The 26370-nt window shown below is 66.0% G+C and carries 27 protein-coding genes and 1 tRNA gene; 23 read left to right on the top strand and 5 right to left on the bottom strand.

Annotated features, from left to right (window positions below; all coding sequences use genetic code 11):
* Window positions 1-218: 218 nt before the first annotated feature.
* The 10 genes from OG921_RS09245 (at window position 219) to OG921_RS09290 (ending at window position 10259) form a co-directional block, all read left to right on the top strand.
* The gene (locus OG921_RS09245) at window positions 219-983 is read left to right on the top strand and encodes an ABC transporter permease (RefSeq protein WP_266112089.1); all 765 of its coding nucleotides are present in this window, start codon (window positions 219-221) and stop codon (window positions 981-983) included.
* Window positions 984-987: 4 nt separating this feature from the next.
* Window positions 988-1842 (top strand): ABC transporter permease, encoded by an 855-nt coding sequence (locus OG921_RS09250; RefSeq protein WP_266112090.1) that lies wholly within the window; start codon window positions 988-990, stop codon window positions 1840-1842.
* A gap of 15 nt (window positions 1843-1857) precedes the next feature.
* Window positions 1858-3033 carry an MCE family protein gene (locus OG921_RS09255; protein WP_266112091.1) on the top strand — a complete coding sequence of 392 codons (1176 nt, stop codon included), beginning with the start codon at window positions 1858-1860 and terminating at the stop codon, window positions 3031-3033.
* The gene (locus OG921_RS09260; RefSeq protein ID WP_266112092.1) at window positions 3030-4055 is read left to right on the top strand and encodes an MCE family protein; all 1026 of its coding nucleotides are present in this window, start codon (window positions 3030-3032) and stop codon (window positions 4053-4055) included. The genes OG921_RS09255 and OG921_RS09260 overlap by 4 nt, the downstream gene beginning before the upstream one ends.
* Window positions 4055-5104, top strand: coding sequence for an MCE family protein (locus tag OG921_RS09265; RefSeq protein WP_266112093.1), 1050 nt, complete (start codon window positions 4055-4057; stop codon window positions 5102-5104). Before OG921_RS09260 ends, OG921_RS09265 begins: the two co-directional genes overlap by 1 nt.
* The gene (locus OG921_RS09270; RefSeq protein WP_266112094.1) at window positions 5101-6378 is read left to right on the top strand and encodes an MCE family protein; all 1278 of its coding nucleotides are present in this window, start codon (window positions 5101-5103) and stop codon (window positions 6376-6378) included. Before OG921_RS09265 ends, OG921_RS09270 begins: the two co-directional genes overlap by 4 nt.
* Before the next feature lie 71 nt (window positions 6379-6449).
* Window positions 6450-7640: an MCE family protein gene (locus tag OG921_RS09275; RefSeq protein WP_266112297.1), complete on the top strand. Its 1191-nt coding sequence runs from the start codon at window positions 6450-6452 to the stop codon at window positions 7638-7640.
* The gene (locus OG921_RS09280) at window positions 7637-9058 is read left to right on the top strand and encodes an MCE family protein (protein ID WP_266112095.1); all 1422 of its coding nucleotides are present in this window, start codon (window positions 7637-7639) and stop codon (window positions 9056-9058) included. The genes OG921_RS09275 and OG921_RS09280 overlap by 4 nt, the downstream gene beginning before the upstream one ends.
* Entirely contained in the window at window positions 9055-9750 is a 696-nt protein-coding gene (locus tag OG921_RS09285; protein WP_266112096.1) for a hypothetical protein, read from the top strand. The genes OG921_RS09280 and OG921_RS09285 overlap by 4 nt, the downstream gene beginning before the upstream one ends.
* Window positions 9747-10259, top strand: coding sequence for a h domain protein (locus tag OG921_RS09290; RefSeq protein WP_266112097.1), 513 nt, complete (start codon window positions 9747-9749; stop codon window positions 10257-10259). The genes OG921_RS09285 and OG921_RS09290 overlap by 4 nt, the downstream gene beginning before the upstream one ends.
* A gap of 16 nt (window positions 10260-10275) precedes the next feature.
* Here the strand turns inward: OG921_RS09290 and OG921_RS09295 are convergent, their stop codons facing one another.
* Entirely contained in the window at window positions 10276-11745 is a 1470-nt protein-coding gene (locus OG921_RS09295) for a trehalose-6-phosphate synthase (RefSeq protein ID WP_266112098.1), read from the bottom strand.
* Between the two features lie 66 nt (window positions 11746-11811).
* The gene (locus tag OG921_RS09300; protein ID WP_266112099.1) at window positions 11812-11982 is read right to left on the bottom strand and encodes a hypothetical protein; all 171 of its coding nucleotides are present in this window, start codon (window positions 11980-11982) and stop codon (window positions 11812-11814) included.
* Window positions 11983-12189: 207 nt separating this feature from the next.
* On the opposite strand from OG921_RS09300, the gene OG921_RS09305 reads away from it, so the two are divergent.
* The gene (locus tag OG921_RS09305) at window positions 12190-12993 is read left to right on the top strand and encodes an alpha/beta fold hydrolase (RefSeq protein ID WP_266112100.1); all 804 of its coding nucleotides are present in this window, start codon (window positions 12190-12192) and stop codon (window positions 12991-12993) included.
* 156 nt (window positions 12994-13149) lie between these two features.
* Window positions 13150-13395, top strand: coding sequence for an MbtH family protein (locus OG921_RS09310; protein ID WP_266112101.1), 246 nt, complete (start codon window positions 13150-13152; stop codon window positions 13393-13395).
* Between the two features lie 43 nt (window positions 13396-13438).
* Here OG921_RS09310 and OG921_RS09315 read toward each other — a convergent pair whose 3' ends face one another.
* Window positions 13439-14911 (bottom strand): threonine/serine exporter ThrE family protein, encoded by a 1473-nt coding sequence (locus tag OG921_RS09315; RefSeq protein ID WP_266112102.1) that lies wholly within the window; start codon window positions 14909-14911, stop codon window positions 13439-13441.
* A gap of 67 nt (window positions 14912-14978) precedes the next feature.
* Entirely contained in the window at window positions 14979-15383 is a 405-nt protein-coding gene (locus OG921_RS09320) for a nuclear transport factor 2 family protein (RefSeq protein WP_266112103.1), read from the bottom strand.
* A gap of 61 nt (window positions 15384-15444) precedes the next feature.
* On the opposite strand from OG921_RS09320, the gene OG921_RS09325 reads away from it, so the two are divergent.
* The 8 genes from OG921_RS09325 to OG921_RS09360 all read left to right on the top strand — a co-directional run bounded on the left by OG921_RS09325 (window position 15445) and on the right by OG921_RS09360 (window position 21480).
* Window positions 15445-15519 (top strand) — tRNA-Thr (locus tag OG921_RS09325).
* Between the two features lie 163 nt (window positions 15520-15682).
* Window positions 15683-15883, top strand: a complete 201-nt coding sequence (locus OG921_RS09330) for a CsbD family protein (RefSeq protein ID WP_266112104.1) — start codon at window positions 15683-15685, stop codon at window positions 15881-15883.
* A gap of 280 nt (window positions 15884-16163) precedes the next feature.
* Complete coding sequence (locus OG921_RS09335) at window positions 16164-16421, top strand: chorismate mutase (protein ID WP_266112105.1); 258 nt, start codon at window positions 16164-16166, stop codon at window positions 16419-16421.
* 110 nt (window positions 16422-16531) lie between these two features.
* Window positions 16532-17092: a LemA family protein gene (locus OG921_RS09340; RefSeq protein ID WP_266112106.1), complete on the top strand. Its 561-nt coding sequence runs from the start codon at window positions 16532-16534 to the stop codon at window positions 17090-17092.
* A gap of 14 nt (window positions 17093-17106) precedes the next feature.
* Window positions 17107-18522 carry a DUF2207 domain-containing protein gene (locus tag OG921_RS09345; RefSeq protein ID WP_266112107.1) on the top strand — a complete coding sequence of 472 codons (1416 nt, stop codon included), beginning with the start codon at window positions 17107-17109 and terminating at the stop codon, window positions 18520-18522.
* Between the two features lie 36 nt (window positions 18523-18558).
* The gene (locus OG921_RS09350; RefSeq protein ID WP_266112108.1) at window positions 18559-19248 is read left to right on the top strand and encodes a dienelactone hydrolase family protein; all 690 of its coding nucleotides are present in this window, start codon (window positions 18559-18561) and stop codon (window positions 19246-19248) included.
* A gap of 80 nt (window positions 19249-19328) precedes the next feature.
* Complete coding sequence (locus OG921_RS09355; protein ID WP_266112109.1) at window positions 19329-20036, top strand: response regulator transcription factor; 708 nt, start codon at window positions 19329-19331, stop codon at window positions 20034-20036.
* Between the two features lies 1 nt (window position 20037).
* A complete protein-coding gene (locus OG921_RS09360; protein WP_266112110.1) occupies window positions 20038-21480 on the top strand; it encodes a cell wall metabolism sensor histidine kinase WalK in 1443 nt (480 codons plus the stop codon).
* Here the strand turns inward: OG921_RS09360 and OG921_RS09365 are convergent.
* Window positions 21456-21881 carry an HIT family protein gene (locus tag OG921_RS09365; RefSeq protein WP_266112111.1) on the bottom strand — a complete coding sequence of 142 codons (426 nt, stop codon included), beginning with the start codon at window positions 21879-21881 and terminating at the stop codon, window positions 21456-21458. The genes OG921_RS09360 and OG921_RS09365 overlap by 25 nt on opposite strands.
* A 262-nt stretch (window positions 21882-22143) precedes the next feature.
* Between OG921_RS09365 and OG921_RS09370 the strand changes: the two genes are divergently transcribed.
* From OG921_RS09370 to OG921_RS09380, 3 genes are all read left to right on the top strand, one after another.
* A complete protein-coding gene (locus tag OG921_RS09370; protein ID WP_266112112.1) occupies window positions 22144-22815 on the top strand; it encodes a hypothetical protein in 672 nt (223 codons plus the stop codon).
* 183 nt (window positions 22816-22998) lie between these two features.
* Window positions 22999-24180 (top strand): bifunctional glycosyltransferase family 2/GtrA family protein, encoded by a 1182-nt coding sequence (locus OG921_RS09375; protein ID WP_266112298.1) that lies wholly within the window; start codon window positions 22999-23001, stop codon window positions 24178-24180.
* Window positions 24177-26309, top strand: coding sequence for a glycosyltransferase family 39 protein (locus tag OG921_RS09380; RefSeq protein ID WP_266112113.1), 2133 nt, complete (start codon window positions 24177-24179; stop codon window positions 26307-26309). The genes OG921_RS09375 and OG921_RS09380 overlap by 4 nt, the downstream gene beginning before the upstream one ends.
* Window positions 26310-26370 lie beyond the last annotated feature (61 nt).

Genomic DNA, 26370 nt, shown 5'->3' on the forward strand with positions numbered 1-26370 from the left:
TCGGTACGCGCTCGAATATTTCGGTGTCCGGCGCGGGCAATAGACATTTCGAAATTTGATGCCGGAAACAATGGTGATTCTGTTCTAACAATGGCGGTGCAGTTTCTGCATAATTGCAGATCATCGCCATTCATGTCCGATAATTGACAGCCGAACGTGTTCTAGTACTATGACGTGGACCACAACGGACGCGCCTACGGCGAAGGGAGGGGGAGCGGTTGAACGACCTCCTGGCGGTGCCGCTGCGCGCGGTCGGCGGATTCTTCGAGATCACGGCGGAAACCGCAAGAGCGTCGGTACGTCGCCCGTTTCAAACCCGCGAATTCATCGATCAGTCGTGGTTCGTCGCGCGCGTTTCGATCATTCCGACATTGCTCGTCGCGATTCCGTTCACGGTCCTGGTGAGTTTCACGATCAATATTCTGCTCCGCGAGATCGGCGCGGCAGACCTGTCCGGCGCGGGCGCCGCGCTCGGCTCGGTGACGCAGGTCGGACCGATCGTGACCGTGCTGATCGTCGCCGGCGCCGGCGCGACCGCGATCTGCGCGGACCTCGCCGCTCGCACCATCCGCGAGGAGATCGATGCGATGCGGGTCCTCGGCATCGACCCGATCCAGCGGTTGGTGGTGCCGCGGGTGCTGGCCTCGATGATCGTGGCGTTGTTGCTCAACGGTCTGGTCTGCACCATCGGCATCCTGGGCGGATTCTTGTTCTCGGTGTTCCTGCAGGGCGTGAATCCGGGTGCGTTCGTCAACGGCATCACGTTGCTGACCGGGCTCGGCGAGTTGATCATCTCCGAGGTGAAGGCAGGTTTGTTCGGGCTTATCGCGGGGTTGATGGCGTGCTACCTCGGGCTGAACGTGCGCGGTGGCCCGAAGAGCGTCGGGGACGCGGTGAATCAGACGGTGGTGTTCGCGTTCATGGCTCTGTTCGTGGTGAACGTCGTAGTGACCGCGGTCGGTATCAAATTGACGGCGGGGTGAATCGGTGGTTGTCGATGCTTTGACGTTCCGCTTCCCGGGTGTCCGGCAGCGGTACCGCCGATCGCTCGGCGCGGTCGATTCGTTCGGCGAGCAGGCCGTGTTCTACGGCAAGTCGCTCGCGTCCGCACCGAAGGCCGTCGTGCACTACCGGCGCGAGATGATCCGGTTGGTCGCCGAAATCTCGATGGGCACCGGAGCGCTCGCCGTCATCGGCGGCACCGTCGTCATCGTCGGCTTCCTGACCCTGTTCACCGGCGGCACGATCGCGGTCCAGGGCTACAGTTCGCTCGGCAACATCGGCGTCGAGTCGTTGACCGGATTCTTCGCGGCGTTCATCAACGTGCGGATCGCGGCACCGGTGATCGCCGGTATCGGTCTCGCGGCCACCATCGGCGCCGGCTCGACCGCCCAACTGGGTGCCATGCGGGTGTCCGAAGAAATCGACGCTCTCGAAACAATGGCGATTCCCTCGATTCCGTATTTGGTTTCGACGCGGGTGGTGGCCGGAATGATCGCAATCGTGCCGCTTTATGCGCTCGCGGTGATTGCGTCGTTCCTCGCGTCCCGTTTTGCGACCGTGTTGTTGTACGGGCAGTCATCCGGTTTGTACGACCATTACTTTTCGACGTTCTTGATTCCGACCGACATTTTGTGGTCGTTCGTGCAGGCAATCGTGATGGCATTGGCCGTTATGTTGATTCACACGTATTACGGCTACACCGCGACCGGCGGACCGGTCGGCGTCGGCGTTGCGGTCGGTAACGCGGTGCGGGCATCGCTGATCGCGGTGGTCACGGTGACATTGCTGATTTCGCTGGCGATCTACGGCATGTCGGGCAATTTCAACCTGTCCGGTTAGAAACGAGGGGGTGAGATGAGCGAGCAGAGTTGGTTCAAGCGACTGGCAGCGTTCGGGCTGGTAGCCGGCCTCGCTGTGGTCGTGGTCGTGGCGTTGACGATGTTCGTCGGCGGGTTCACCGAGACCGTCCCCGTCACCGTCGTCTCGCCGCGTGCGGGCCTTGTGATGGACCCGCAGGCGAAGGTGAAGATGCGTGGCGTCGAGGTCGGCCGGGTCGCGTCGGTCACCGAGGACGGTGAGCAGGCCGTGCTTCACCTCGACATGAACCCGGACAAGCTCGAGCTGATCCCGGCCAACTCGACCGTAAACATCCGCTCCACCACTGTGTTCGGCGCCAAATATGTGAACTTCGTGCCGCCGGCGAGCCCGGACGCCGAGGCCCTCGCGCCGGGTTCGACGGTTCCTGCCGATTCGGTCACCGTCGAGTTCAACACGCTGTTCCAGCACCTGTCCGACGTACTGGTAATGCTCGAGCCGGAGAAGCTGAACGCGACTCTCGGAGCGATCTCCGAGGCACTGCATGGGCGCGGCGAGCAGATCGGTGAGCTGCTCTCGAACACCAACGCGTACTTGACCGAAATCAATCCGAGTCTGCCTGCGCTGCAACAGGATTTCGCCAAGGCCGCCGACGTCACCAACCTGTACGCCGACACCGCGCCCGATCTGCTGCACATCGTCTCGAACGCCACCGGGATCGGAAACACGATCGTCGACGAGCAGGACAACCTGGATGCGTTGCTGCTCAACGCGATCGGTCTCGCAGATACCGCAAACACCGTGGTGAGCGACAACGAGCAGAACCTGGTCACGGCGATCAACGTGCTGCGCCCGACGCTCGACCTCCTGAACCTGTACAGCCCGGCGCTGTACTGCACGATCGTCGGACTCGGCAACGCGGTTCCGAAGGCGAATCTGGTCATGGGTACCTACCAGAATTCGATCCAATTGAACACCGGATTCACCTACGGCGTGGATCCGTACACATATCCGGACAGCCTGCCGAAGGTCAACGCGACCGGTGGGCCGAACTGTGCCGGCCTGCCCGAGCGGACGCCCGAGGATCCGAACGCGCCGTTCATCGTCACCGACAACGCGAACGTACCGTACGTGCCGAACACGCAGTTCAAGGTGAACGGTCCGAAGATTTTCCAGATCCTCTTCGGTGAACTGACCCCGGTGGAGCACCGATGAAAAACACAGCGACGACGATCAAATTCATTGCGTTTGCCGTGGTGATGGTGCTGATTTTCGCTGCGCTCGCGATCGTGTTCAGTCAGGCGCGGTTCGCCGGTACGACGAGCTACCACGCCGTCTTCACCAGCGCCTCGGGAATGAAATCCGGATCGAAGGTGCGCATCGCCGGCGTGCCGGTCGGCACGGTGGGCTCGGTCGAGGTCGGCAGCGACAATCTCGCGCACGTCGAATTCGACGTGGAGACGAAATACCCTGTGCTGCAGAGCAGCAAGGCGACGATTCGCTACGAGAACCTCGTCGGTGACCGCTACCTCGAGTTGATGGAGGGACCCGGTTCCACCGAGAAGCTCGAATCGGACGGCACCATCCCGGTGGCGCAGACGGCACCGGCGCTCGATCTCGACATGCTGCTCGGCGGGTTCAAACCGCTGCTGCGCGGGCTCGATCCCGATCAGGTGAATTCGCTGACGGCGGCGCTGATCGAGGTTTTCCAAGGCCAGGGCGACACCCTCGTGTCGCTGCTCGGTAGGACCGGGTCGTTCACCAAGACGCTTGCCGATCGGGACGCCGTCATCGGGAGCGTGATCGACAACCTGAACATCGTTTTGAAGACGGTCGACGATCGGGGCGATCAGTTCTCCACGACGATCGATCAACTGCAGCAGCTGATCAGCGGCCTCGCCGCCGATAAGGATCCGATCGGCGCGGCCATTCCGCAGCTCGCCAGCGCGACCGGTCGGTTGGCCGACCTGCTCCAGGGCACTCGTCCGTCGCTGCACGAGACTCTGGTCCAAACCGAGGGTCTGGCAACGACTCTCGACGACAACAGCGAGACTTTGGAGAACGTCATCAACGCGCTGCCCGGCGCGTTCAAACGACTGAGTCGGCTCGGCGCCTATGGATCGTTCTTCCAGTTCTACGTGTGTGCGACGACCGCCCGCTTCTCCGGCCCCGACGGTAAGGAAATCAAGATCAACTTGCCGGGTGCGGACACCTCCGCAGGAAGGTGTGCCGGCTGATGGAAAACCGAATTCGTATCGGTCTGGTCGGCATCGTGGTGGCCGTGTCGATCGTGCTCGCGACGCTGCAGTACGAGAAGCTGCCGTTCTTCCGTTCCGGCACCGAGTACACGGCCGAGTTCGCCGACGCGGGCGGTCTGCTCGCGGGTGATCAGGTCGACGTCGCCGGCATCAAGGTCGGCACGGTCGGTAACGTGAAACTGCAGGACGGCAAGGTCGTCATGCAATTCACTGTCAAGGAGAAGATCGAACTCGGCGATCAAACCTCGGCCGCGATCAAGACCAACACGGTGCTCGGCCGCAAGTCGCTGGTGATCACCCCCCAGGGTGAAGGCCGGATGAAACGCGATGACAACATCCCGATCGACCGCACCACCACGCCGTATTCGCTCAATGACGCGCTCGGCGACCTCTCCAACACGGTGCGCGATCTCGATACCGATCAGCTCAATACCGCGCTGGACACGATGTCGGAGGCGATCCAGGACACGCCGGTGCCGTTGCGCGAGGCACTCGATGGGGTGAGCCGGTTGTCGCGCAGCCTCAACACGCGTGATCAGAATTTGCGTGAATTGCTTACACACGCGCAGGGTGTCACGAAGGTCCTTGCGGATCGCAGCCAGCAGATCAATGCATTGATTCTCGACGGCAACGAGCTCTTCGGCGAACTCACCCGCCGCCGTGATGCGATTGCCGAACTGATTTCCAATATTTCCGCCGTCTCGCAGCAGCTCACCGGATTCGTGCAAGACAACGAGGCGGTGATCGGCCCGGCGCTGGACAAGCTCAACAAGGTGACTGCGCTGCTGCAGCGCAACGCCGACGCCCTCGGCCAAGGGCTCACGAACCTCGGACCGTACGCCACATCACTCGGCGAGGCCGTCGGCTCCGGCCCGTACTTCCAGGCATTCGTGCAGAACTACGGCTCGGGCAAGTTGTTCCAGCCGTTGATCGATGCTTTCGTCTGGCCGGAACACATTCCCGACGACCTGCGCAATTACCTACTCAACCCGCCCCCGTCCATCCAGCTGCAGGATCCGCCGCGATGAACAGACTCAAGAGCATCCCGCGCCAATGGATCGCCGCCGTAGTGATCGTGGCGGTCGCGATTGCTGCGATCACGATTTCGTACAACGTCTGGCAGGCCCTGCGATACGACAAGGTCACCGCGCACTTCACCGGTGCGACCGGGCTCTACCCGGGCGACGACGTCCGCGTGCTCGGTGTCAAGGTCGGGAAGGTGGACGACATCTCGCCGGGCGAGGACTCCACCACGGTCACGATGTCGCTGGACAGCAACGTCGATATTCCGGCCGACGCGCGCGCGGTGATCATCGCGCAGTCGCTGGTTTCCGGCCGCTTCGTGCAGCTGGCGCCGGTGTACACCGATGGACCGACGCTCTCCGACGGCGACGAGATTCCATTGGAGCGCACCGCGGTTCCGGTGGAATGGGACGAGATCAAGACCGAGCTGACCAAGCTGTCCACCGAACTCGGCCCGCAGGGCGATGCTGAGCAGGGTTCGCTCGGCAACTTTGTCGATGCTGCCGCGAACAACCTGGCCGGTGGCAACGCAGAGTCGCTCAACGCGGCGCTGACGGAGCTCTCGCACACGATCGGTCTGTTCGGCGACAAGCGTGACGACCTGTTCGGGACCGTGCGCAACCTACAGATCTTCGTTTCGGCGCTGGCGAACAGCAACGAGCAGATCGTCCAGTTCGGTGGGCGGCTGGCATCGGTGTCCGAGGTGCTTTCATCGAGTTCGGACGAACTGGGCCAGGCACTCAACGATCTCGACGTCGCGATCGTGGACGTGCAGCGGTTCATCAACGACAACGACGAGCGGCTCACCACCGGCGTCGACCAGCTGGGCCAGGCCACCAAGGTCCTCGCGGATAAGCGCCCCGAACTCGAGCAGGTGCTACACATCGCGCCGAACGCCTTGGCGAACTTCTACAACATCTACATGCCGGCGACAGGATCGCTGGTCGGTGTGATCGGTCTCAACGAAATTGCCAACCCGGCCGCGTTGCTGTGCGGCGCGATCGAGGGCACCGAGACGAACGACTCGCAGCGCACCGCCGACCTGTGCCGCCAGTTCCTGATGCCGATCTTCCAGTCGATCATCGTCAACTACCCACCGATCCTGACCAACGTCGCCAGCAACGTGGGTGCGTTCCCGGACCAGATCGTGTACCAGCCGCCGAATGTCGTGAACGAGGTTTCGCCCGAGACGCGGGCTGCGACTACGCCGCCGCTGACGACTCCCGCCTCTGGTGCAACCAATCTTGGTTCGCTGATGTTGCCGGGAGGTGGACGGTGATCGGTGCAATCTTGCGGCCGCTCCGCGCCGCGTGGACGTTCTCGAGGTCGCGCCGCGTTGCGGGCGCGACCCTGGTGGCCACGGCCGTGGTGTTCGCTACCGCGGGCTGTGAGTGGACCGGCCTGAACTCGCTGCCGTTGCCGGGTGCCGAGGGCACCGGCGCAGGCGCGTACGAAGTAATGATTCAGATGCCGAACGTCACGACGCTGACGCAGAATTCGCCGGTCCGCGTCAACGACGTGACGGTTGGCTCGGTCTCGAAGATCGAAGTCCAGGATTGGCATGCACTGGTCACGGTGAAGCTCGACGGTGATGTGGCGCTGCCGGCGAACACGACCGCCAAGATCGGCCAGACCAGCCTCCTCGGGTCCAACCATGTGGAGCTCGCTGCGCCGGTCGATCAGCCCGCGGAGGGCACACTCGAGCCGGGCGACACGATTCCGCTGGAGCGGGCGAGCGTCTTCCCGACTACCGAGCAGACGCTGTCGTCGCTGTCGGTCGTGCTCAACGGTGGCGGTCTCGCCCAGCTCCAGGACATCACGCGCGAGCTCAACGCGGCACTCGATGGCCGCGCGGGTGACGTGCGGGAGTTGTTCCCGCAGTTGAACGAACTGGTGACACGTCTCGACGATCAGAGCGCCGACATCGTCTCCGCGCTGGATGGCCTCGATCGCCTTTCGGTGGAGTTTGCCGCGCAGCAGGACACCATTGCCACTGCGCTGGACCAGATTCCGCCGGCGCTGGAAGTGCTTGTCGCGCAACAGCAGAACATCTCGGATGCGGTGATCGCATTCGGGCGGCTCAGCGCGACCGTCAACTCGGTGCTCGACCAGACCGGCGACAACCTCGAGGCCGATATCAATGACCTCGAGCCGATTGTCGCGGCGCTGAACCGGACCGGAACCAAGCTGATCGAGGCGCTGCCGGCGCTGATCACGTTCCCGTTCCCGATCACCAACATGGACAAGTGGCTCAAGGGTGATTACGCCAACCTGGTGATCAATATCGATCTGACCAACCAGCGACTCGACACCAACTTCCTGACGGGCACCGGCCTCGGCGGCCGGCTCGGTGGCGTCGAGGGATTGCTCGGCCAAACCGCAACCGACACCGCGGGCCGGGCGAGCGATCCGGTGCAGGGGCCGCTGACGACGACAACGGCGGCACCGAGCCCCGATGCTCCCGCGCCGCTGAATATTCCGGGTCTGCCGCCGATTCCCGGTCTGACCGCTCCGCTGCCAGGCGCAGGAGGTGCTCGGTGAACCTGACCCGGTTCGTACGCGGTCAGCTGGTTGTCTTCTCGGTGCTGACGGTGATCGGTCTGCTCGTGATGGGCGTCGTCTACATCGGCGTTCCCGCAATGCTCGGCTTCGGCCGCTACTCGGTGACCGTGCAACTCGCCGCGACCGGCGGGCTCTACCCGCACGCCAACGTGGCCTACCGCGGCACCAGCATCGGCAAGGTCGAAGAGGTGCGGCTGACCCCGGACGGTGTCGACGCCAAGCTATCGCTCGACAGCAGCTACGACATCCCCGAGGACGTCGAAGCGTGGGTCAAGAGCGTCTCGGCGGTCGGTGAGCAGTACGTCGACCTCATCCCCAAGAGTTCGGGATCGCCGTACCTGTCGCAGGGCGACGTCATTCCGGTGCAAGACACGCAGTTGCCGCAGGATGTCGGGCCGATGCTCGACCAGGCCGACCGGCTGCTGCAGAGCGTTTCCAACACCCGCCTGCACGAACTCGTCGACAACGCCTTCGTCGCATTCAACGGGACCGGACCGGACCTGCAGCGGCTGCTCGACTCGGCCAGCCTGCTGATTCAGGAGGCCAACGCGAACGTCGACCAGACGAAGATCCTCATCGACCAGATCGGTCCGCTGCTCGACACTCAGGTCGAAAGCAGCGATGCGATCCGTTCCTGGACAGCGGATCTCGTTCGGTTCACCGACCAGCTCCGGATCAGCGACCCGCAGCTGCGCTCGCTCATGGAGAACGGACCGTCCGCGGCCGCGGATGCCACCCGGTTGTTCCAGGAGCTGCAGCCGACGCTGCCGCTGCTGCTGTCCAACCTGGTCAGCGTCGGCCAAGTCGCCGCGGTCTACAACCCCAGCATCGAGCAGGTTATGGTCATCTACCCGCCGCTGATCGCGGCACTGACCACGGCCCTGCGCGGTGATCCCCGGAATGGCGCCGTGGCGGACTTCCACCTTTCGGTGGGCGATCCGCCGGCCTGCACCACGGGCTTCCTGCCGCCGAGCGAATGGCGCTCTCCGACGGACTACAGCGTGCCGGACACCCCGCCCAACCTTTTCTGCAAGACGCCGCAGGACAGCAAGTTCGTTGTGCGCGGCGCTCGCAACACCCCGTGTATGGAGGTGCCCGGCAAGCGGGCCCCCACTATCGAGGAGTGCAACAGCCCGGAGGGGTTCGTGCCCGAGGGCACGAACCCGCCGATCCAGAAGCCGCCCGCGCCCGGCGCGACGCCGAGTTCCTACACTGGGCCGATAGCCACGGATCGACCGGCTGCCGACCAACCCAGAACAGGAGCACGTCAGTACGACCCAACGTCCGGTACGTTCGTCGGCCCCGATGGACGCACCTATAACCAGCCGAACCTCGTCTCGGGATCCCCGAAGGCGACGCCGGATTGGCAGACGTTGATGACGGAACAGCAGGGATGACGGAAAGCAACGACAGCGAAGAGCAATCGGGAGGGCGGCTGCGGCGCCGTGCCGTCCGCCAATCGGGACCGCCGGTCGAGGGAACGACCAGCGGTGTAGAGCCAGCGCCTATCGAGTCGGTCAAAGACTCACCGGATGACGCGGCATCGGCCGCGTCGGCGGTAGCGGACGCCCCGCCGGCGGAACCAAGTGATTCCGGCTCCGGACGCCGTGGGCTGCAGTTTGCCGGCCTGATTGCCGCGATCGTCGTGCTGTTCGCGCTGCTCGGCACCACCGGCTGGCTGGTGTACGAGAAGCAGCAGGCCGATGCCCTCGATGCCAAGCGGAACGAGTTCATCGAGGCGGCCAAGGTCAGTGCGACGAATCTGACCAGCATTCACGTCGATACCGCCAAGGACGACGTGCAGCGGATCCTGGACAACGCCACCGGCGAGTTCAAGGAGGAGTTCGACGGCCGAGTCGAGCCGTTCGTCAGCGTGGTCACCGAAGCCAAGGTGAACACCGACGGCGAGGTGCTCGAGGCCGGACTGGAAAGCGAAGCCGGTGACACCGGAACCGTGCTTGTCGCGGTGCGCTCGATGGTGACGAATGCCGGGACCGACAAGCCGCAGCCGCGTGACTTCCGGCTCCGGATCACCGTCGTCGACGAGGACGATCAGATGAAGACCTCGAAGGTGGAGTTCGTAGCGTGAGTACCGAAACCACCAACAAGAAGCCGAACAAGTCCCTTCGGAACATTCTCGTCGTCCTCGGCGTCCTGATCGTCGCCGCGGCCGTGGCAATCGGATTCCTGCTGCCGGGGTACCTGGACAACCAGGCCGCCGAAGATGCCCGTGTTGCGGCGCCCGAGGCGGCGGCACGGCAGGCCGAGGCGATGCTCGGCTACCAGTTCGACACCGTCGAGGCGGAGTTGCCCAAGGCCGCCGACGGGCTCACCGGTTCGTTCAAAGACGAATACGCGCAGCTCATCAAGGACGTGATCATCCCCGGCGCCCAGGAGAAGCAGCTGACCGTCAAGGTCTCCGTGCAGGCCAAGGGCGTCGTGAATGCCTCGGCCGACGATGCCACCGTGCTGCTGTTCGTCAATCAGGTGACCACGGGGAAGGACACCCCGCAGGCGGTCACCTCGGGCAGCCGGATCCGGATGCACATGCAGAAGGAAGATGGCGTCTGGCTCACCTCGGAGCTGACCCCGCTGTAGTCACGGGTCGCGGCTTCTAGTTCTCCTGCGGGTCGTAGTCCGCGCTGCCCATCAGCGCCCCGCCGGCGATGCCTCCGTGCGTGAGCGCGTCCAGGAAGGCGTTCGCCCACAGGTTCACGTCGTGGGTGAGCACCTGACGGCGCATGGTGCGCATCCGCTTGCGACCATCGGCGCGGTCCTGTTCGAGCGCGGCCACGATCGCATCCTTGACGCCCTCCAGGTCGTGCGGATTGCACAGGTAGGACTGGCGCAACTCCGCCGCCGCGCCGGTGAACTCGCTGAGCACGAGCGCGCCACCAAGGTCGCTGCGGCAGGCGATGTACTCCTTCGCGACCAGGTTCATCCCGTCCCGCAGTGGAGTCACCAGCATGACGTCGGCGGAGACGAACGAGGCGATCAGTTCGTCGCGCGGCACCGGCTTGTGCAGGTAGTGCACGACCGGGTGCCCGACCCGGCCGAACTCGCCATTGATCCGCCCGACCTGGCGTTCGATGTCGCCGCGCATCTGGATATAGCTCTCCACGCGTTCCCGGCTCGGTGTGGCGAGCTGGATCATCACGGTCTTCTCGGGGTCGACGCGGCCCTCTTCGAGCAGTTCGAGGAGCGCGGTCAACCGGACGTCGATGCCCTTGGTGTAGTCGAGCCGGTCGACGCCGAGCATGATCGTCGTCGGATTGCCCAGTTCCTTGCGGATCTGCCTGGCGCGGTCGCGCACGCTGCGCCGGCGCGACGACTCGTCCAGTTCACCGGAGTCGATCGAGATGGGAAAGGCGCCGACGCGGACGTTGCGGAACCCGACCTGCACAATGCCGAAGCGTGAGCGGACGCCGACGTTGCCGCGCGAGGTGTGCTGTCCGGCAAGGCGTTTGGCCAGGTACAGGAAGTTCTGCGCGCCGCCGGGCAGGTGGAACCCGATCAGGTCGGCGCCGAGCAGGCCCTCGACGATCTCGGTCCGCCAGGGCATCTGCATGAACAACTCGACCGGCGGGAACGGGATGTGCAGGAAGAAGCCGATGGTGAGGTCCGGCCGCAGCATGCGCAGCATCTTGGGGACGAGCTGAAGCTGGTAGTCCTGAATCCAGACTGTGGCGTTCTGCGCGGCGACCTTCGCCGTTTCCTCGGCGAATCGCCGGTTCACCTCGACGTAGGCCTTCCACCACTGCCGGTGATAGATCGGCCGGACGATCAGCTCGTGATAGAGCGGCCAGAGCGTCGCGTTGGAGAAGCCCTCGTAGTAGTCGGCGACTTCGGTTGCGCTCAACGGAACCGGATGCAGTTCGACGTCGTCTTCGATGATCGGGTCGGCGTCGGCGTCCGGAACTCCCGCCCAGCCGATCCAGGCGCCCTTGTTGGTGCGCAGGATCGGCTCGAGCGCAGTGACGAGACCACCGGGACTGCGTTTCCACCGCGTGGACCCGTCGGGCAAGGTCTCGAGGTCGACCGGGAGACGGTTGGCGACGACGACGAAATCCGAGCCTTTTGGCAACTTGTTCCTCGCAGAGTCGGCGGTGGTGTGCGCAGGCGTCCCGTCCGGCGGGGCGCCGGGTGGGGGCTACTCGGAACGGTGTGTCGGGCCGATGCCGAGCATCGCAAGCAGCATGCGGCATTCCTCGGCGTTCTCGGCATAGGCGGCGACGACGCGCTGCGCCTGGCGGGCGGTCTCGTCGGCGAGTGGTTCGAGCTCGTCGTCTGCTATGTCGTGAGCCGTCGTCTTCGCGGCCATGATCTTCCCCTTCGGTTGCTCGGGCGCACCCCGGGCATATATCGAAATTGCCCAACGACTCTATGAGAAGTGCACCCGGTATTGCCACTTTCGGTCGATTGTTCGCGCAGGTGACGGCTTACACAGCTGATTTGCGGGCGGTGCGGCGCGGCGATTCTGCGGTGTTCTACGGTTGCCAGGCACGTCCGCAAGTAGAGAGGGCACTCGATGCCGGTCGAAACGATCAACGGGATCCCGCTGAACTACCAGGTCAAGGGGGCTGGGCCGCTGGTTGTCCTGGTCATGGGAACGGGTAGCCCCGGACGGGTATGGGAACTGCACCAGGTGCCCGCGCTGGTCGCGGCCGGCTTCCGGGTGTGCACGTTCGACAACCGTGGCATCGCACCCTCGCATGAGGGCGATGGCGGCATCACCATCGAGGACCTCGTCGCCGACACTGCCGCGCTGATCAAGCATCTCGGTGCGGGACCGGCGTTCGTGGTCGGGACGTCGATGGGCGCGCGGGTGGCCCAGGAACTCGCGCTGCGGCACCCGGCGCTGGTCCGGAAAGCGATCTTCATGGCCGGGCACGCCCGGCTCGACGAGTTCCAGAAGACGCTGTCGGTAGGCGAGCACGACCTCGACGCGCAGGGCATCAACCTGCCCCCCAAGTACGAGGCGGCCGTCACGGCGGCGATGAATCTGTCTCCGGCCACGCTGGCCGACCCACGCGCCGCGCAGGACTGGCTCGATCTGTTCGAGTTCTCCGGCGGCGCCGTTTCCCCGGGTGTGCGGGCGCAGCGGCGGATGGACCATGAGTTCAATCGGGTCGCGGCCTATCGCGCCATCGCCGTGCCGTGTCTATCGATCGGTTTCGCGGACGATCGGATGATCCCGCCGTACTTGTCGAGGGAGGTCGCGGCGGCGATCCCGGGTGCGCGCTATGTGGAGATCCCGGATGCCGGCCATTTCGGGTATCTCGAGCGTCCTGCAGAGGTCAACAAGGTTTTACTGGACTTCCTGGCCGAATAGGCTGACTCTATACACCGAGCGACCAGACGGTCCCGCGGGTGCTTAGGCTGCACTCCTGGGCCGGAAAGGTGCGTGACCGTGGTAACGCAGACCTTGCTACGGTCGAAATCAAAGCGAGAGACCCGGCAAACGGGTCTCGAAACGAGTTGAGGTGAAATGAGCACTAACCCGTTCGACGACGAAGACGGCCGCTTCTACGTTCTGGTCAACGACGAGGACCAGCACTCACTGTGGCCGACGTTCGCCGATGTGCCTCAGGGCTGGCGCGTCGTGTTCGGTGAGGAAAGTCGCGCCGCGTGCCTCGAGTACGTCGAGCAGAACTGGACCGATATGCGGCCGAAGAGCCTGCGCGAGGCGATGGCTGCCGACGAAGCGGCGCGCGCCGCCTCGTCCGCGGACTAGCGACTCGTCCGCGGCGTAGCAACCGCGGGTATCCCAGTTTTCCCTACGCCCTGGTGGCCGGACCCCGGCCCCAGGGCGCCCGCGTGGCCGAACTCCGCCCCCACGGCGACCGACCCTGGCGATGCGACGCGCGCAACGTCCAGCCGGTGCGGCGCTTGATTCGTGGGCGGCGCATGGTTCGGGCGATCCATTCACCGAGTGTCGCGCCCGCGGCGAGCGCACAGCCGATGCCGAACGCACCGGCCAGCGAGCTGAACCCGACCAGCAGCTGGTCGTTGAGTGACGCGTAGAGCCCGCGGTAGAGCGCCAGGCCCGGCAGCAGGGGAGTGATGCCCGCGACTGCGACGACCAGCGGGGGCGTCAGCGAGCGGCGGGCCATCAGGCCACCGGCCACACCGACGACCGTCGCGGCGAAGCCGGATGCCAGCACCGGCCCGAACCCCGCCTGCTCCAGCAGCAGGAAGCCCAGCGTGCCCACGGCGGCGCCGAGCGCTGCCGCGCTGAGGGCACGCCGCTCGGCGTAGCTGGCGAGGGCAAACATCACCGCCGCGACGGCACCGGCCACGACCTTCACCGGAAACTGGATGATTTCGTTCGGCGGCAGCGTCTCGATGACCGGGATCTTGGCCTCGAGCAGTTCGGCTAGCCGCAAGGTGATGGCGATGCCGGCGATGATCCCGCCCGTCGACATGATGACCTCGAGCAGGCGAGCCGAGGCGGTGATCGGCGCGCCGGTGATGGCGTCCTGCACCGAGCCGACGAGCGACAGTCCGGACAGCAGCACGGTGATTCCCGCGGCGATGATCTGCGAGGGATAGATCTCGATGCCGAGGTCGTCGGCATATGTGTACAGCGCGATCGCCGGCGCCGCGGCGATCGCGCCACCGACCATGTGCTGGAAGAAGAACGGCAGGCCGAAGCGGTTGAGCACCCGGTTGGTCCGGTCGATGGCGAGCGTGGTGAAGAAGCTGACCACCATCACGAGCAGGCCACCGCCGAGCAGCGCGGAGATCGCGGCGGCCATGCCGGCCCACGCGAGCGAGGCCACCCATCGGTTGTACGGGTGTGGCGCGGCGATGATCTCGGACAATGCGCGGTGCGCCACCTCGGGCGGCACCATCTCGCGGCGGATGCGACGGGTCAGTCGATCGACCGCGGCGAGGCGGGTGAAGTCGTGCGACCGGTAATTCACGATCCGCATCGTCGACGCGGGTGGCATTGTGGGGCCGCGCGCCGCGCTGATGGTGATCGAGTTGAACGTGATGTCGATGTCGCAGCGGGCCAGACCGTAGGTGGCGGCGATGAACTGCACCTGAGCGACAGTGTCCTGCACACCGGTGCCGGAGGCGAGCAACACCTCCCCGATGCGCACCGCGAGGTCGAGCACCGAGGCGACACTCGCGTCGCTCGTCAGGTCGATCGGCTGCAGCGGCGCCGGCGCCTCGGTGACGGTGTCTGCTGTCGCCCGGTGGTCCGCGGTGATCGCGCGCAGCACGCTGCCGGCGAACTGCGTCAAGCGCCCGTCGCCCGGTTCGGCCGTTGTTGAATTGTCGGTAGAAGATTCGATCAAGTCCGTCACAAGCTCAGCTATCCGGAACTAGGTCCTGCTCGTTCATGTCGGTTGCCGCTAGAGCGGTAGCCAGGTCGTCGTGTCGGTAAACAGAGGTGACTCTGTCGTGTACGACACGGAAGGCGGTGGCGAGCTTCGAGACCTCGTCGGGATTCGACGCCTCGGCAGAATCCTGCCCCGAAGGCCAGGAGGCGTCCTGCTCGACCACCACGACGCCGTCGTGATAGTAGATCCGTCCTGGGACCAGCCGAATACCGGACTCGGTCGCCCAATCGCGGAGCGCGGAGATTCCCTGCGAGGCACCCTGCGGGCCGCCGAGTTCGACGTCGTCACTCGAGAGTTCGAGCAATGTCTCGACGTCGGAGGTGTTCAGCGCGTCGTGCCAGGCGAGGACGGTGGCGATCTCGGATGTGCTCATGGGGAAAAACTAGCCGGTTCGGGCGGGCCCACGCAGGTGGATATGATGGGTCTCGCTTTTCGCCTCCTTAGCTCAGTGGTAGAGCACTCGCCTTGTAAGCGAGCGGTCGTCAGTTCAATCCTGACAGGGGGCTCCACGCGGGAGCCGCAGCTGTGATCGGCCCCTCAGGTTCGGTGCATCACCATCGGCGGGGTTCATTCGGCCGCTTCATCTCTGTGACCCGGATCACGTTTTCGTTCGCGCGGTTTTGGCTAACCAGTGCTCGCACAAGTTCGGACCACACGATCGGAGATGACATCGTGAGCGATGCCGAAAACAAGGCAGAAGATCTGAAGGGCCGCGCGAAGGAAGCAGCGGGCAGCCTCACAGGTAACGACGACCTCAAGTCGGAGGGCAAGACGGATCAGGCGTCGTCCTCGGTCAAGGGCAAAATCGATGATGCGGCGGGCAAGGCGAAGGACGTCGCGGAGTCCGCGAAGGACAAGCTCACCGGCAACTGATTGCCAATCCCCCGACGGCCCGGTCCTGCAATGCAGCGGACCGGGTCGTCGCATGTCCGGACCCCGCATATCCGACCTGCAGAAACGAATTCCGTGACCGTGGCGATGTACCCATGTGGTCGTCCCGCGCAATCCGCGTGCCAAGTGAGGCGGTTTCGAGTACCGAACTACGCGTGTGCGGCCCGTGTGTTCTCCCATAGGTTCGAAAGCGTTACCGACCGGTAGGGCCGAGGCCAACCTTTGATTCGGCCCGCCGGGTGAGATGCCCCAGGAGGTCGAGATGAGCGCACCAACATTCCCCGCGTCGGAGGAGCGCTTGGTCCGAGGACAGCGCGAACTCGACGATCTGTACCTGCACCTCGAGGAACTCGATCGGGAGATTCTCCTCGCCGTCCGCCGCCGATCCCAGGTGTCGCGGCTGATCCGGGCGCGGGTGGGTCACCCGGCCGTGGTCTCGCCGGAACGCTACGGCGAACTCGGTTCCGATGGTCGGGTACTCGGCCGGTTGCTCGCCCGGCTCGCGCATCCGCACGGCTGATTCGCGGGCTCGAGGGTGCGGCGTAGCCCACCCTTCGGTATGTATCGGCGCGGCGCCTTTCCCGCGAGAATTACTGCCTACACGTCCAGACAAACTCGAAGGTGGCAACCGTGGGCGCACTCATCGCGGTCGGGGTCCTGATACTTATCGGCATCGTGGTGGTGATCGTCGCCATCGGGATGTACAACCGCTTGGTGCGCGAACGCAACGGCGTCGACAACGCCTGGGCGCAGACCGAGGTCCAGCTGAAGCGCCGCTACGACCTGATCCCGAACCTCGTGGAAACCGTGAAAGGCTATGCGAGCCATGAGCGGCAGACCTTCGAGGCGGTGACCGCAGCCAGGTCCGCCGCGATCGATGCGCGGGGCCCGGCCGAACAGGCGAAGGCCGAAAACGCGTTGAGTGCCGCGCTGCGCAGCGTGTTCGCCGTCGCCGAGGCATATCCGCAGCTGCAGGCGAGCACCAACTTCGTCGAACTGCAGAACGAGTTGTCCGACACCGAAAATCGGATCGCCTACGCACGGCAGTACTACAACGACGCGGTGCTCACCTACAACACCTCGGCGCAGACGGTGCCGACGAACATCATCGCCGGTGCGTTCGGATTCACCGTGCGCGAGTTCTTCGCCACCCCGGAGACGGAGCGCGGCCCGGTCCGCGTCCAGTTCTGACCGCCGGACCCGCAATGGATGCCATGACATTCGGCGTACTTGTCGCCGCGGCCGCGGCGCTACTCGCATGGTTCGCGATCCTCGGCGCGCTGATGCGCGCCACCCGCACCCCGCGGATCGAACGGGGCGTTCCCACCGGCAATTTCGGACCGGAATCGCCCGCGGTCGTCGACTTCATCACCGGCGAGTTCCGGCTGTGCGACGAGGCGGCGTCGGCGACGTTGCTCGATCTCGCCGCGCGCCGGATCGTCACGATCGAGGAGGTCGGCCCGGAACTGTCGCTGGTGCGGGTGCGCCGCAACGCAGACACCGCCGGACTGACCCGCTACGAGCACATGGTGCTCGCGCACGTGCACAAGCTCGCGACCGCCGATGGCGTGGTGGCGACCGGCGCGCTCGCCGAGGGTGCCCGGCACCTCGGCGGTTGGTGGAAGAAGTTCGCCAAGGCGGTGCGCGACGAGACCCGGGCGGCCGGCCTCTCGCAGGCGCGGTGGCAACCGTGGCACCGGACTCTGCTCACGATCGCGGCCGTCGTACCCGCGCTCGGGGTGGGCGCGCTGTTCGCGATCGCCGAGCCCGCCACCGACGGCGACCCGTTCGGCGGCTTCGTCGCCGGTGTCTTCGTGACCATCGCCGTTCTGGTCGCGGTTCAGGAGAAGATCAACGGCGAGCGCGGCACCGAAGCCGGCGCGCAGGCCGCGGGCCGGTGGCTCGGTGTGCAGGAACATCTCGGCACCGGGCGCTTCGCCGAGCAACCCGCCGCCGGGGTCACCATCTGGGGCAGGGCACTGGCGTATGCGGCCGCGCTCGGTCTGGCCGAGCGCGCGGTGGTGAGCCTGCCTATCGGCACGGCCGCCGACGACGGCAAGGCATGGTCGGACTTCGGTGGCATGTGGCATCTGGTGCACGTTCGCTATCACGGGCGCGGCCCATGGGGCCGGATCGTGTGGGGCTACAGCGCCTGGGCGGGAATCGGCCGTGGGTTGTTCGCCGCGCTCATCATGGCCGGACCGACTTTCATTGTTGCCATAGTGCTTTCGGCTTTTCTCGGCTTCCCGGGCGACCCGGTGCGCTTCGCCGTGTTATTCGCGGCCGTGCTCGCCGCCGGCCCGATCGCGCTGGCCGTACTCGACCTGGGTGGCCACGCGACCGTGCGCGGTCAGGTGGTGCGCCAGCGCCAGTTCGTCAAGAAACGCAACGACGAAAACGTGACCTACCGCTACTGGATCGGGATCGATGACGGGCGGGCCCGCATCACACATGCGTACGGCATCGACGAGAAGACCTGGAACACGCTGGCCGAGGGCGACATCGTGGAGGCGCGGGTGGGCAAGCGATTGGGCTGGATTTACGACGTCCGGGTGGTGACGCCGTCGCGGCACCGGCCCGCCGCGGATCCCCAGGGGCAGGCCGATCTCACCTCGCAATAGCGGCGAACAGGGTCACCGGTCGGTAGATTCGCGCCCATGGCCGACGCGCAGGTGCAGACCCCACAAGGCGACATTCGCGCAGCGATCGAGGTGCCGGACGGCACCGGTCCGTGGCCCGGCGTCGTGGTGTTGCACGACGCGCTGGGTTTGGGCGAGGACATCCGCGGGATCGCCCGCCGCGTCGCCGACGCCGGGTATCTGGCGATCGCGCCCGATCTGTATTCGCGCGGCGGTGCGCTGCGGTGTACGCGCACGGTCTTCCGGGACCTGATTCGGCACGAGGGCCGCACGGTCGACGACATTCTCGCCGCGCGCGATCACCTCGCGGCGCGGGAGGACTGCACCGGAAAGATCGCCGTCGCCGGATTCTGTCTCGGCGGCGGCTTCGCGCTGATCGCGTCACCCAAGGGGTTCGAGGCCGCCGCACCGTTCTACCCGTCGCTGCCCAGTTCGTTCGAGAAGGTGATCGACGGCGCCTGCCCGATTGTGGCCAGCTTCGGCAGTCGCGACCCGATCAATATCAACGGTGAGCAGAAGCTGCGTAAGGGTCTGGACGCGCGTGGCATCGAGCACGACCTGAAGACCTACGGCGGTGCCGGGCACGGGTTCGCCAACAAGCTGGCCGGCCAGCCGTTCGCCCGGGTCGTCGGGTTCGGCTACAACGAACAGGCCACCGAGGACGCGTGGAGTCGGGTGTTTGCGTTCTTCGGCACCCATCTGAGCTGACGGCGACCGCGCACGCCGCTCACAGGAATCTCGCAGCATTTCCGCAGCCGCCGCGAAGTCCGGTGGGTCACGATGGCACTGTGACCACCGCAGTGCCCGAAGCAAAAGTCCTCGTTGTCGACGACGAACCCATGATCGTCGAACTGTTGACCGTCAGCCTGCGGTTTCAAGGCTTCGAGGTCGAGTCCGCGGCCGATGGCGCCGCCGGGCTGGACAAGGCGCGCAGCTTCCGTCCGGACGCGTTGATCCTCGACGTGATGATGCCCGGGATGGACGGCTTCGGCATGTTGCGCCGGTTACGCGATGACGGTGTCGATGCCCCGGTGCTGTTCCTCACCGCACGCGACGAGGTCTCCGACAAGGTCACCGGGCTCACGCTCGGCGCCGACGACTACGTGACCAAGCCGTTCAGTCTGGAGGAGGTCGTCGCGCGGTTGCGCGTCATTCTGCGGCGGACCGGCCACAACGCCGAGGACCGGAAATCGTCGCGAATCGGCTTCGCCGACATCGAGCTCGACGACGACACGCACGAGGTGTGGAAGGCGGGCGAGCCGGTTGCGCTTTCTCCGACCGAGTTCACCCTGCTGAGGTACTTCATGGTCAATGCGGGCACGGTGCTGAGCAAACCCCGCATCCTCGACCACGTCTGGCGCTACGACTTCGGCGGCGACGTCGGGGTGGTGGAGTCCTACGTGTCCTACCTGCGCCGCAAGGTCGACACCGGCCCGAAACGGCTCATCCACACCCTGCGCGGCGTCGGGTACGTCATGCGCGAACCGCGCGAGTGACATGAAGTTTCTTGCCGGGATCCCGCTGCGTGTGACGCTGGTGGCGGCACTGGTCGTGATGACGGCGATCGGGTTGCTCGTCTCCGGTGTCGCGGTGACGTCGGCGATCGAGCAGTCCTTGCTCGACCGCACCGATCAGCAATTGCACGAGGCCGCCGCAACGTGGGCCAAGCCGCGGCCCGAACGGCTCTCGCCGCCGCCGGGCGCGCCCAACCCCGGCAGGCCGCCGAGCAAGTTCTACTCCAAGTTCGAGGACTCGAGCGGAAATGTGCAATCCGTCATCAACGACGGGAAGGTCGTCCCCGACCTGCCCGAACAGATGGGGACCGAGCCGATCACGGTCGGCTCCGAGGGCGACTCGTCCGAACAGTGGCGGGCGCTGTCCACGACGACGCCGTTCGGCACCTCGACGGTCGCCATCCCGCTCACCGACAACAACGCCGTCGTCACCCGACTGGTGTTTCTGCAATTGACCATCGGCGCGCTCGTGCTCGTCGCGCTCGCGATCGCCGCGTACTTCGTCATCCGGCGCAGCCTGCGCCCACTGCGCGAGGTGGAGGCCACCGCCGCCGCCATCGCCGGCGGGGACCTGCACAGGCGGGTTCCGGTGCGCGGCACCAACACCGAGGTCGACCGCCTCTCCCAGGCACTGAACGGCATGCTCGCGCAGATTCAGCACGCGTTCGCGGCCACCGAAGCTTCCGAGGAGGCCGCCCGCCGGTCGGAGGACAAGATGCGCCAGTTCGTCGCCGACGCCAGCCACGAGTTGCGCACCCCGCTGACCACTATCCGCGGCTTCGCCGAGCTGTATCGCCAGGGCGCGGCCGACCAGACCCTGGTGATGAGCCGGATCGAGGGTGAGGCCGCACGGATGGGGGTGCTCGTCGAAGACCTGCTGATGCTGGCCCGGCTCGACGCGCAGCGACCGATGGAGCAGCGTCCGGTGGACCTGCTCACGCTCGCCGGCGATGCGGTGCACAATGCCCGCGCCACCGCGCCGCAACGGCGGATCGATCTCGACGTCGCGGCCGGCCACGACACGCTCGAGGTGATCGGTGACGAGGCGCGGTTGCGTCAGGTGTTCGACAATCTGGTCGGCAACGCGGTGGCACACACGCCTGCCGACGCGACGGTCACCGTGCGGCTGGCGGCCGAGCCGGACTGGGTTCGCGTCGAGGTGATCGACACCGGTCCCGGGCTTGCGCCCGAGGACGAGGAGCGCGTGTTCGAGCGGTTCTACCGCACCGACAAGTCGCGCTCACGGGCCAGTGGCGGTACCGGTCTGGGGTTGTCGATCGTCGCGGCGATCATCGCGGGCCACGCCGGCACGGTCGCGGTGCAGAGCGCGCCGGGCGTCGGCACGACGTTCGCGGTGACGCTGCCGCGCGGCGGTGCACCGGCAGGGTCGGAGCGCTCGGCTCAGTCCGGGACGTTGGCCCCGTAGCCGAGCTCGCGCAGCGCTGCCTTGAGCTTGTCCTGTGCCTCGTCGAGCGACTCTGCCGACGGGTTCGGATCGGCACCGGAGATGTTGAAATCACCCAGGTCGTAGGCCGGGAACACATGCAGGTGCAGATGCGGCACCTCGAGGCCCGCGATGAGCAGCCCGGCGCGCGGCGCGTCGAAGGCCTTGCGCACCGCCTTGCCGATCGCCTGCGAGACGTCGGTCAGCTTCGCGAACTCGGCAGGCTCGAGGTCCTGCCACTGGTCGATCTCCGCGCGCGGAACGATCAACGTGTGGCCCTGCGTGACCGGGGCGATGGTGAGAAAGGCGACGATCTCGTCGTCGGACCAGACGAACCGGCCGGGGATGTCACCGGCGATGATCGAGCTGAATACGGAAGCCATGATTGGCAGGGTAGTGCGCGGGCCGGACGGGTTGAGTGCGGTCCCCGATCCCACATTGTGAATGAAACATTCGTCTCGTTGAGCGGAGTGAACGGAAGCGTTCACTCCGCCTAGCGCACCAAATCTTCCGTTCACAATGTGGGATCGGATCTTCCATTCATCGCTTACTCGAAATTGCTGAGATTCACCCGAGGGACGCGACGCGGTAGCATTCGCCCGGTTGTCGAGTGCCGGCAACGGTCTCGACGGTGAGGTAATGCGGATGAGCGGACGTCGCGAGCAGCTCCTTGTCCGGCGGGTCCGGGGCTGGAAATCCAACCTTCTCGCCGTCGTGATGCTGGTTAGCGCAATTGCGCTGGGGAGCACGGGCGTTGCCGCGGCCGAACCCGGTCCGAAGTCCTACTCCGCACTCGACGCGGAATGGGATGCCTCGTGGGCGGCCTACAAGTTCGAGGCCGGTCAGGCCGGTTCGCTGCTGGTGACCCGCGATGTCGCCCTGCCGGTCACCATCGACGCGCCCATCGATCGGGTGTTTCCGGCGTATTCGAACTTCGACAACAGCTTCGGACGCCACCCCTTCCTGAAGGGCGTGCTCGACCGCCGCAGCTACACCGAGGGTGACGCCGACGTCTGGGAGTTCATCGCCCTCGAGGACATCCCGGCGGGCCCGGTGTCGATCCCGGGACGCACCGTCGGGCAGCAGCGGACGTACGCCGCCGATCATTGGTACAGCACCGATACCTGGGATATGCCCGGCGTGATCACCCACCAGACGGTCACGTTCGCCGAAACGGGCGGAGCGACCTTGGTCACCGAGCATCTGACGTTCTCGGCCCCGGCGGTGCTGATCGACTACACCGTGCAGAACGGCGTGTCTGCGCACATCGCGAACCAGCAGGCCATGAAACGAGACATCGAGAACGGCACGCTGTAGTAACCGACCGGGCGCACCGCCGGTCGACTTCGGCGCGGTCGTTCGGCTCCCAGCAACCTCCCAGCTTTGCTCGAGGGACAGCGAAGGCTGGCGCGAGATTGTGGTTTCATGACCGAATCTCCGACACTTCCCGCTCGGCCGCAGGCGAGTGCCGAGCTGCCCGTGTCGACCGGGGGCGCCATCATGACACCCACCCTCGACATCGTCGTGCCCGTCTACAACGAGGAAACCGATCTCGCGCCGTCGGTGCGCCGACTGCACGCCTACCTGCGTGCGGCGATGCCGTACCCGGCGCGCATCACGATCGCCGACAATGCCAGCACGGATGGCACGCTCGCGGTCGCCAAAGACCTCGCGGCGTCGCTCGATGGTGTGCGTGTGCTGCATCTCGATGCGAAGGGCCGCGGGCGTGCGCTGCGCACCGCATGGACGGCCTCCGACGCCGCCGTTGTCGCCTATATGGACGTCGATCTCTCGACCGATCTCAACGCGTTGCTCCCACTGATCGCGCCGCTGGTGAGCGGGCACTCCGATCTCGCGATCGGCACGCGGCTGGGTCGCGGGTCACGGGTGGTGCGTGGCCGTAAGCGGGAGTTCATCTCGCGCAGCTACAACCTGCTGCTGCGCACCTCGCTGCATGCCCGGTTCTCGGACGCGCAGTGCGGTTTCAAGGCGATGCGCGCGGACGTGGCGCGCCGGGTCCTGCCGCTCGTGCAGGACTCGGAGTGGTTCTTCGACACCGAGCTGCTGGTCATCGCGGAGCGCGCAGGTCTGCGCATCCACGAGGTGCCGGTCGACTGGACCGACGACCCGGACAGCCGGGTGGACATCGTCGACACCGCGCGCAAGGACCTGCTCGGTATCTGGCGGCTCGGTCGTGCGCTGGTCGGCGGCCGGCTTCCGGTCGATGAACTGCGCTACTCGCTCGGCCGTGAACCGCTGCTGCCCGGAGTGCCGCACGGAATGCTCGGGCAGATCGTCCGGTTCTGCATCATCGGTGTCGCCAGCACGCTGGCGTACGCCGTGCTCTATCTCATGCTGCACTCCACGCTCGGTGCCCAAGCCGCGAATCTTGTTGCGCTGCTGATCACCGCGGTGCTCAACACCGCCGCCAACCGTGCGTTCACCTTCGGGGTGCGCGGCTCGGCCAACGTCGCGCGCCATCAGCTGCAAGGCCTCGTCATCTTCGGTATCGGACTCGCGCTGACCAGCGGATCGCTTGCAGCGCTGCATGAATGGGTGCCCGATGCCGCCAAGCACGTCGAACTTGCGGTGCTGATCATTGCCAATCTCGTCGCCACGCTGGTCCGCTTTATCGGCCTGCGCTGGGTCTTCCGTACAAGCGATTTGGAGAACATTCGATGACCGCCACTCTCGAGGTGCGCCCCGGCGCACCGGCCGCCGAGCCGGACCACCGCAAGAAACGCTGGGAATGGTGGGCGTTGGCCGCACTGCTGATCGGCACCGCCGTCGCCTATCTGTGGGCGCTCGGCGATTCCGGCTGGGGCAACTCGTTCTACAGCGCCGCGGTGCAGGCAGGCTCGCAGTCGTGGAAGGCCTTCTTCTTCGGCTCCTCGGATGCCGCGAACTCGATCACCGTCGACAAACCACCCGCCTCGCTGTGGCTGATGGAACTGTCGGTTCGGGTCTTCGGGCTGAGCAGCTGGGCCATCCTGGTACCGCAGGCATTGCTCGGCGTTGCGTCGGTTGCGTTGCTGTGGGCAACGATTCGGCGCTACTTCGGTGCCGCCGCGGGCCTGCTCGCCGGCCTGGTGCTGGCGCTGACGCCGATCGCGGTGCTGATGTTCCGGTTCAACAACCCGGATGCGCTGTTGGTGTTCCTGATGATCGCCGCGGTGTGGGCGATGATGCGCGCGGTCTCCGATGGCCGTACCCGCTGGCTCGTGCTCACCGGCGTGTTCGTCGGATTCGGTTTCCTCACCAAGCAACTGCAGGTGATGCTGGTCGTGCCGCCGCTGGCGCTGACCTACCTGATCGCCGGTCCGCCGAAATTCGGCAAGCGCCTCGCGCAGCTGTTCGCCGCACTCGGCGCGATGATCGTGTCCGCCGGCTGGTGGCTCGCCGCAGTCGAGCTGTGGCCGGCTTCGTCGCGGCCGTGGATCGGTGGCTCGCAGAACAATTCGATCCTCGAGCTGACCCTCGGCTACAACGGTCTCGGCCGGCTCAGTGGTACTGAGCGAGGCAGTGTCGTGCCCGGCGGCGGCGACCGGACAGGTGCGGCGCAGGGCGCGGCAGATGCCGCAGGCGGGATGCCCGCAGGTGCCGCGGCAGGGATGCCCGCGGGTATGGCCGACGGTGGCGGATTCCCCGGCGGCGGAGGCGGTCCCGGTGGCGGTGGCGGCATGTGGGGCTCGACGGGTATCGGCAGGATGTTCGAGTCGGCACAGGGCGGCCAGATCGCGTGGCTCATCCCGGCGGCGCTCGCCCTACTCGTCCTCGGTCTCGTGCTGCGTGGCCGTGCCCCGCGGACCGACGTCAACCGTGCCGCGCTGATCGTCTGGGGCGGTTGGCTGCTCGTCACCGGCATCACGTTCAGCTTCATGGCCGGCATCTTCCACGCCTACTACACCGTGGCGCTTGCGCCTGCGGTTGCCGCGCTCGTCGGCGCCGGATCAGTGCTCGCCTGGCGCGAACGCGACAAGCTGTGGGTGCGTATCTCGCTCGCCGCGACGGTGCTGCTGACTGCCTGGGTGTCCTGGGTTCTGCTCTCGCGGGCAACAGATTTCGTGCCGTGGCTGCGCTGGGTCGTAGTCTTCGCCGCGGTGGTCGCCACCGTGCTGATCGTGGCACCGAAGCTCACCGGAAAGCTGGCCCTGGCCGGTGCCGGAGCGGCGCTGATCGTGGGTCTTGCCGGCCCGACGGCATACGCCATCGACACCATCTCGACCCCGCACACCGGCTCGATCGTCTCTGCAGGTCCCAGTTCCGGGTTCGGACCCGGTGGCATGGGCGGCCCCGGTGGCCGGCGTGACGGTATGCGCGGCTTCGGTCGCGATCCCAACATCGGCGCAGTGCCGATGATGCCGGGCCAGGATGGCACGACGAACACCCAGGGCGGCATGGCCCCACCGACCGGTCAGGACATGCAACGCGGTGGCATGGGCGGTGCGGGTGGCCTGCTGAACGGCAGCAACCCGAGCGCCGAGATGGTCGCGCTGCTCGAGCATGATGCGGACTCCTACACCTGGGTCGCCGCGGCGATCGGTTCGCAGAATGCGTCGGGCTATCAGCTGGCCACCGAGGAGCCGGTGATGCCGATCGGCGGGTTCAACGGCACCGACCCGTCGCCGACCCTGGCGGAGTTCCAGCAGTACGTCGCCGACGGCAAGATCCACTACTTCGTCGGTGGTGGCGGTGGCCCCGGCGGCGGCGAGGGATCGTCTTCGGAGATCTCCACCTGGATCCAGGAGCACTTCACGGCGAAGACGGTGGGCGGAGTGACGGTCTACGACCTCACTGCTCCGACCTCCTGACCCCCGACGGCGTCCAGGACTCCTACGGTTGATCAAACCCGGAATTGTGGAGTGACGTAAA

The organism is Aldersonia sp. NBC_00410, from assembly GCF_026342035.1.
Classification (GTDB): Bacteria; Actinomycetota; Actinomycetes; order Mycobacteriales; family Mycobacteriaceae; genus Aldersonia.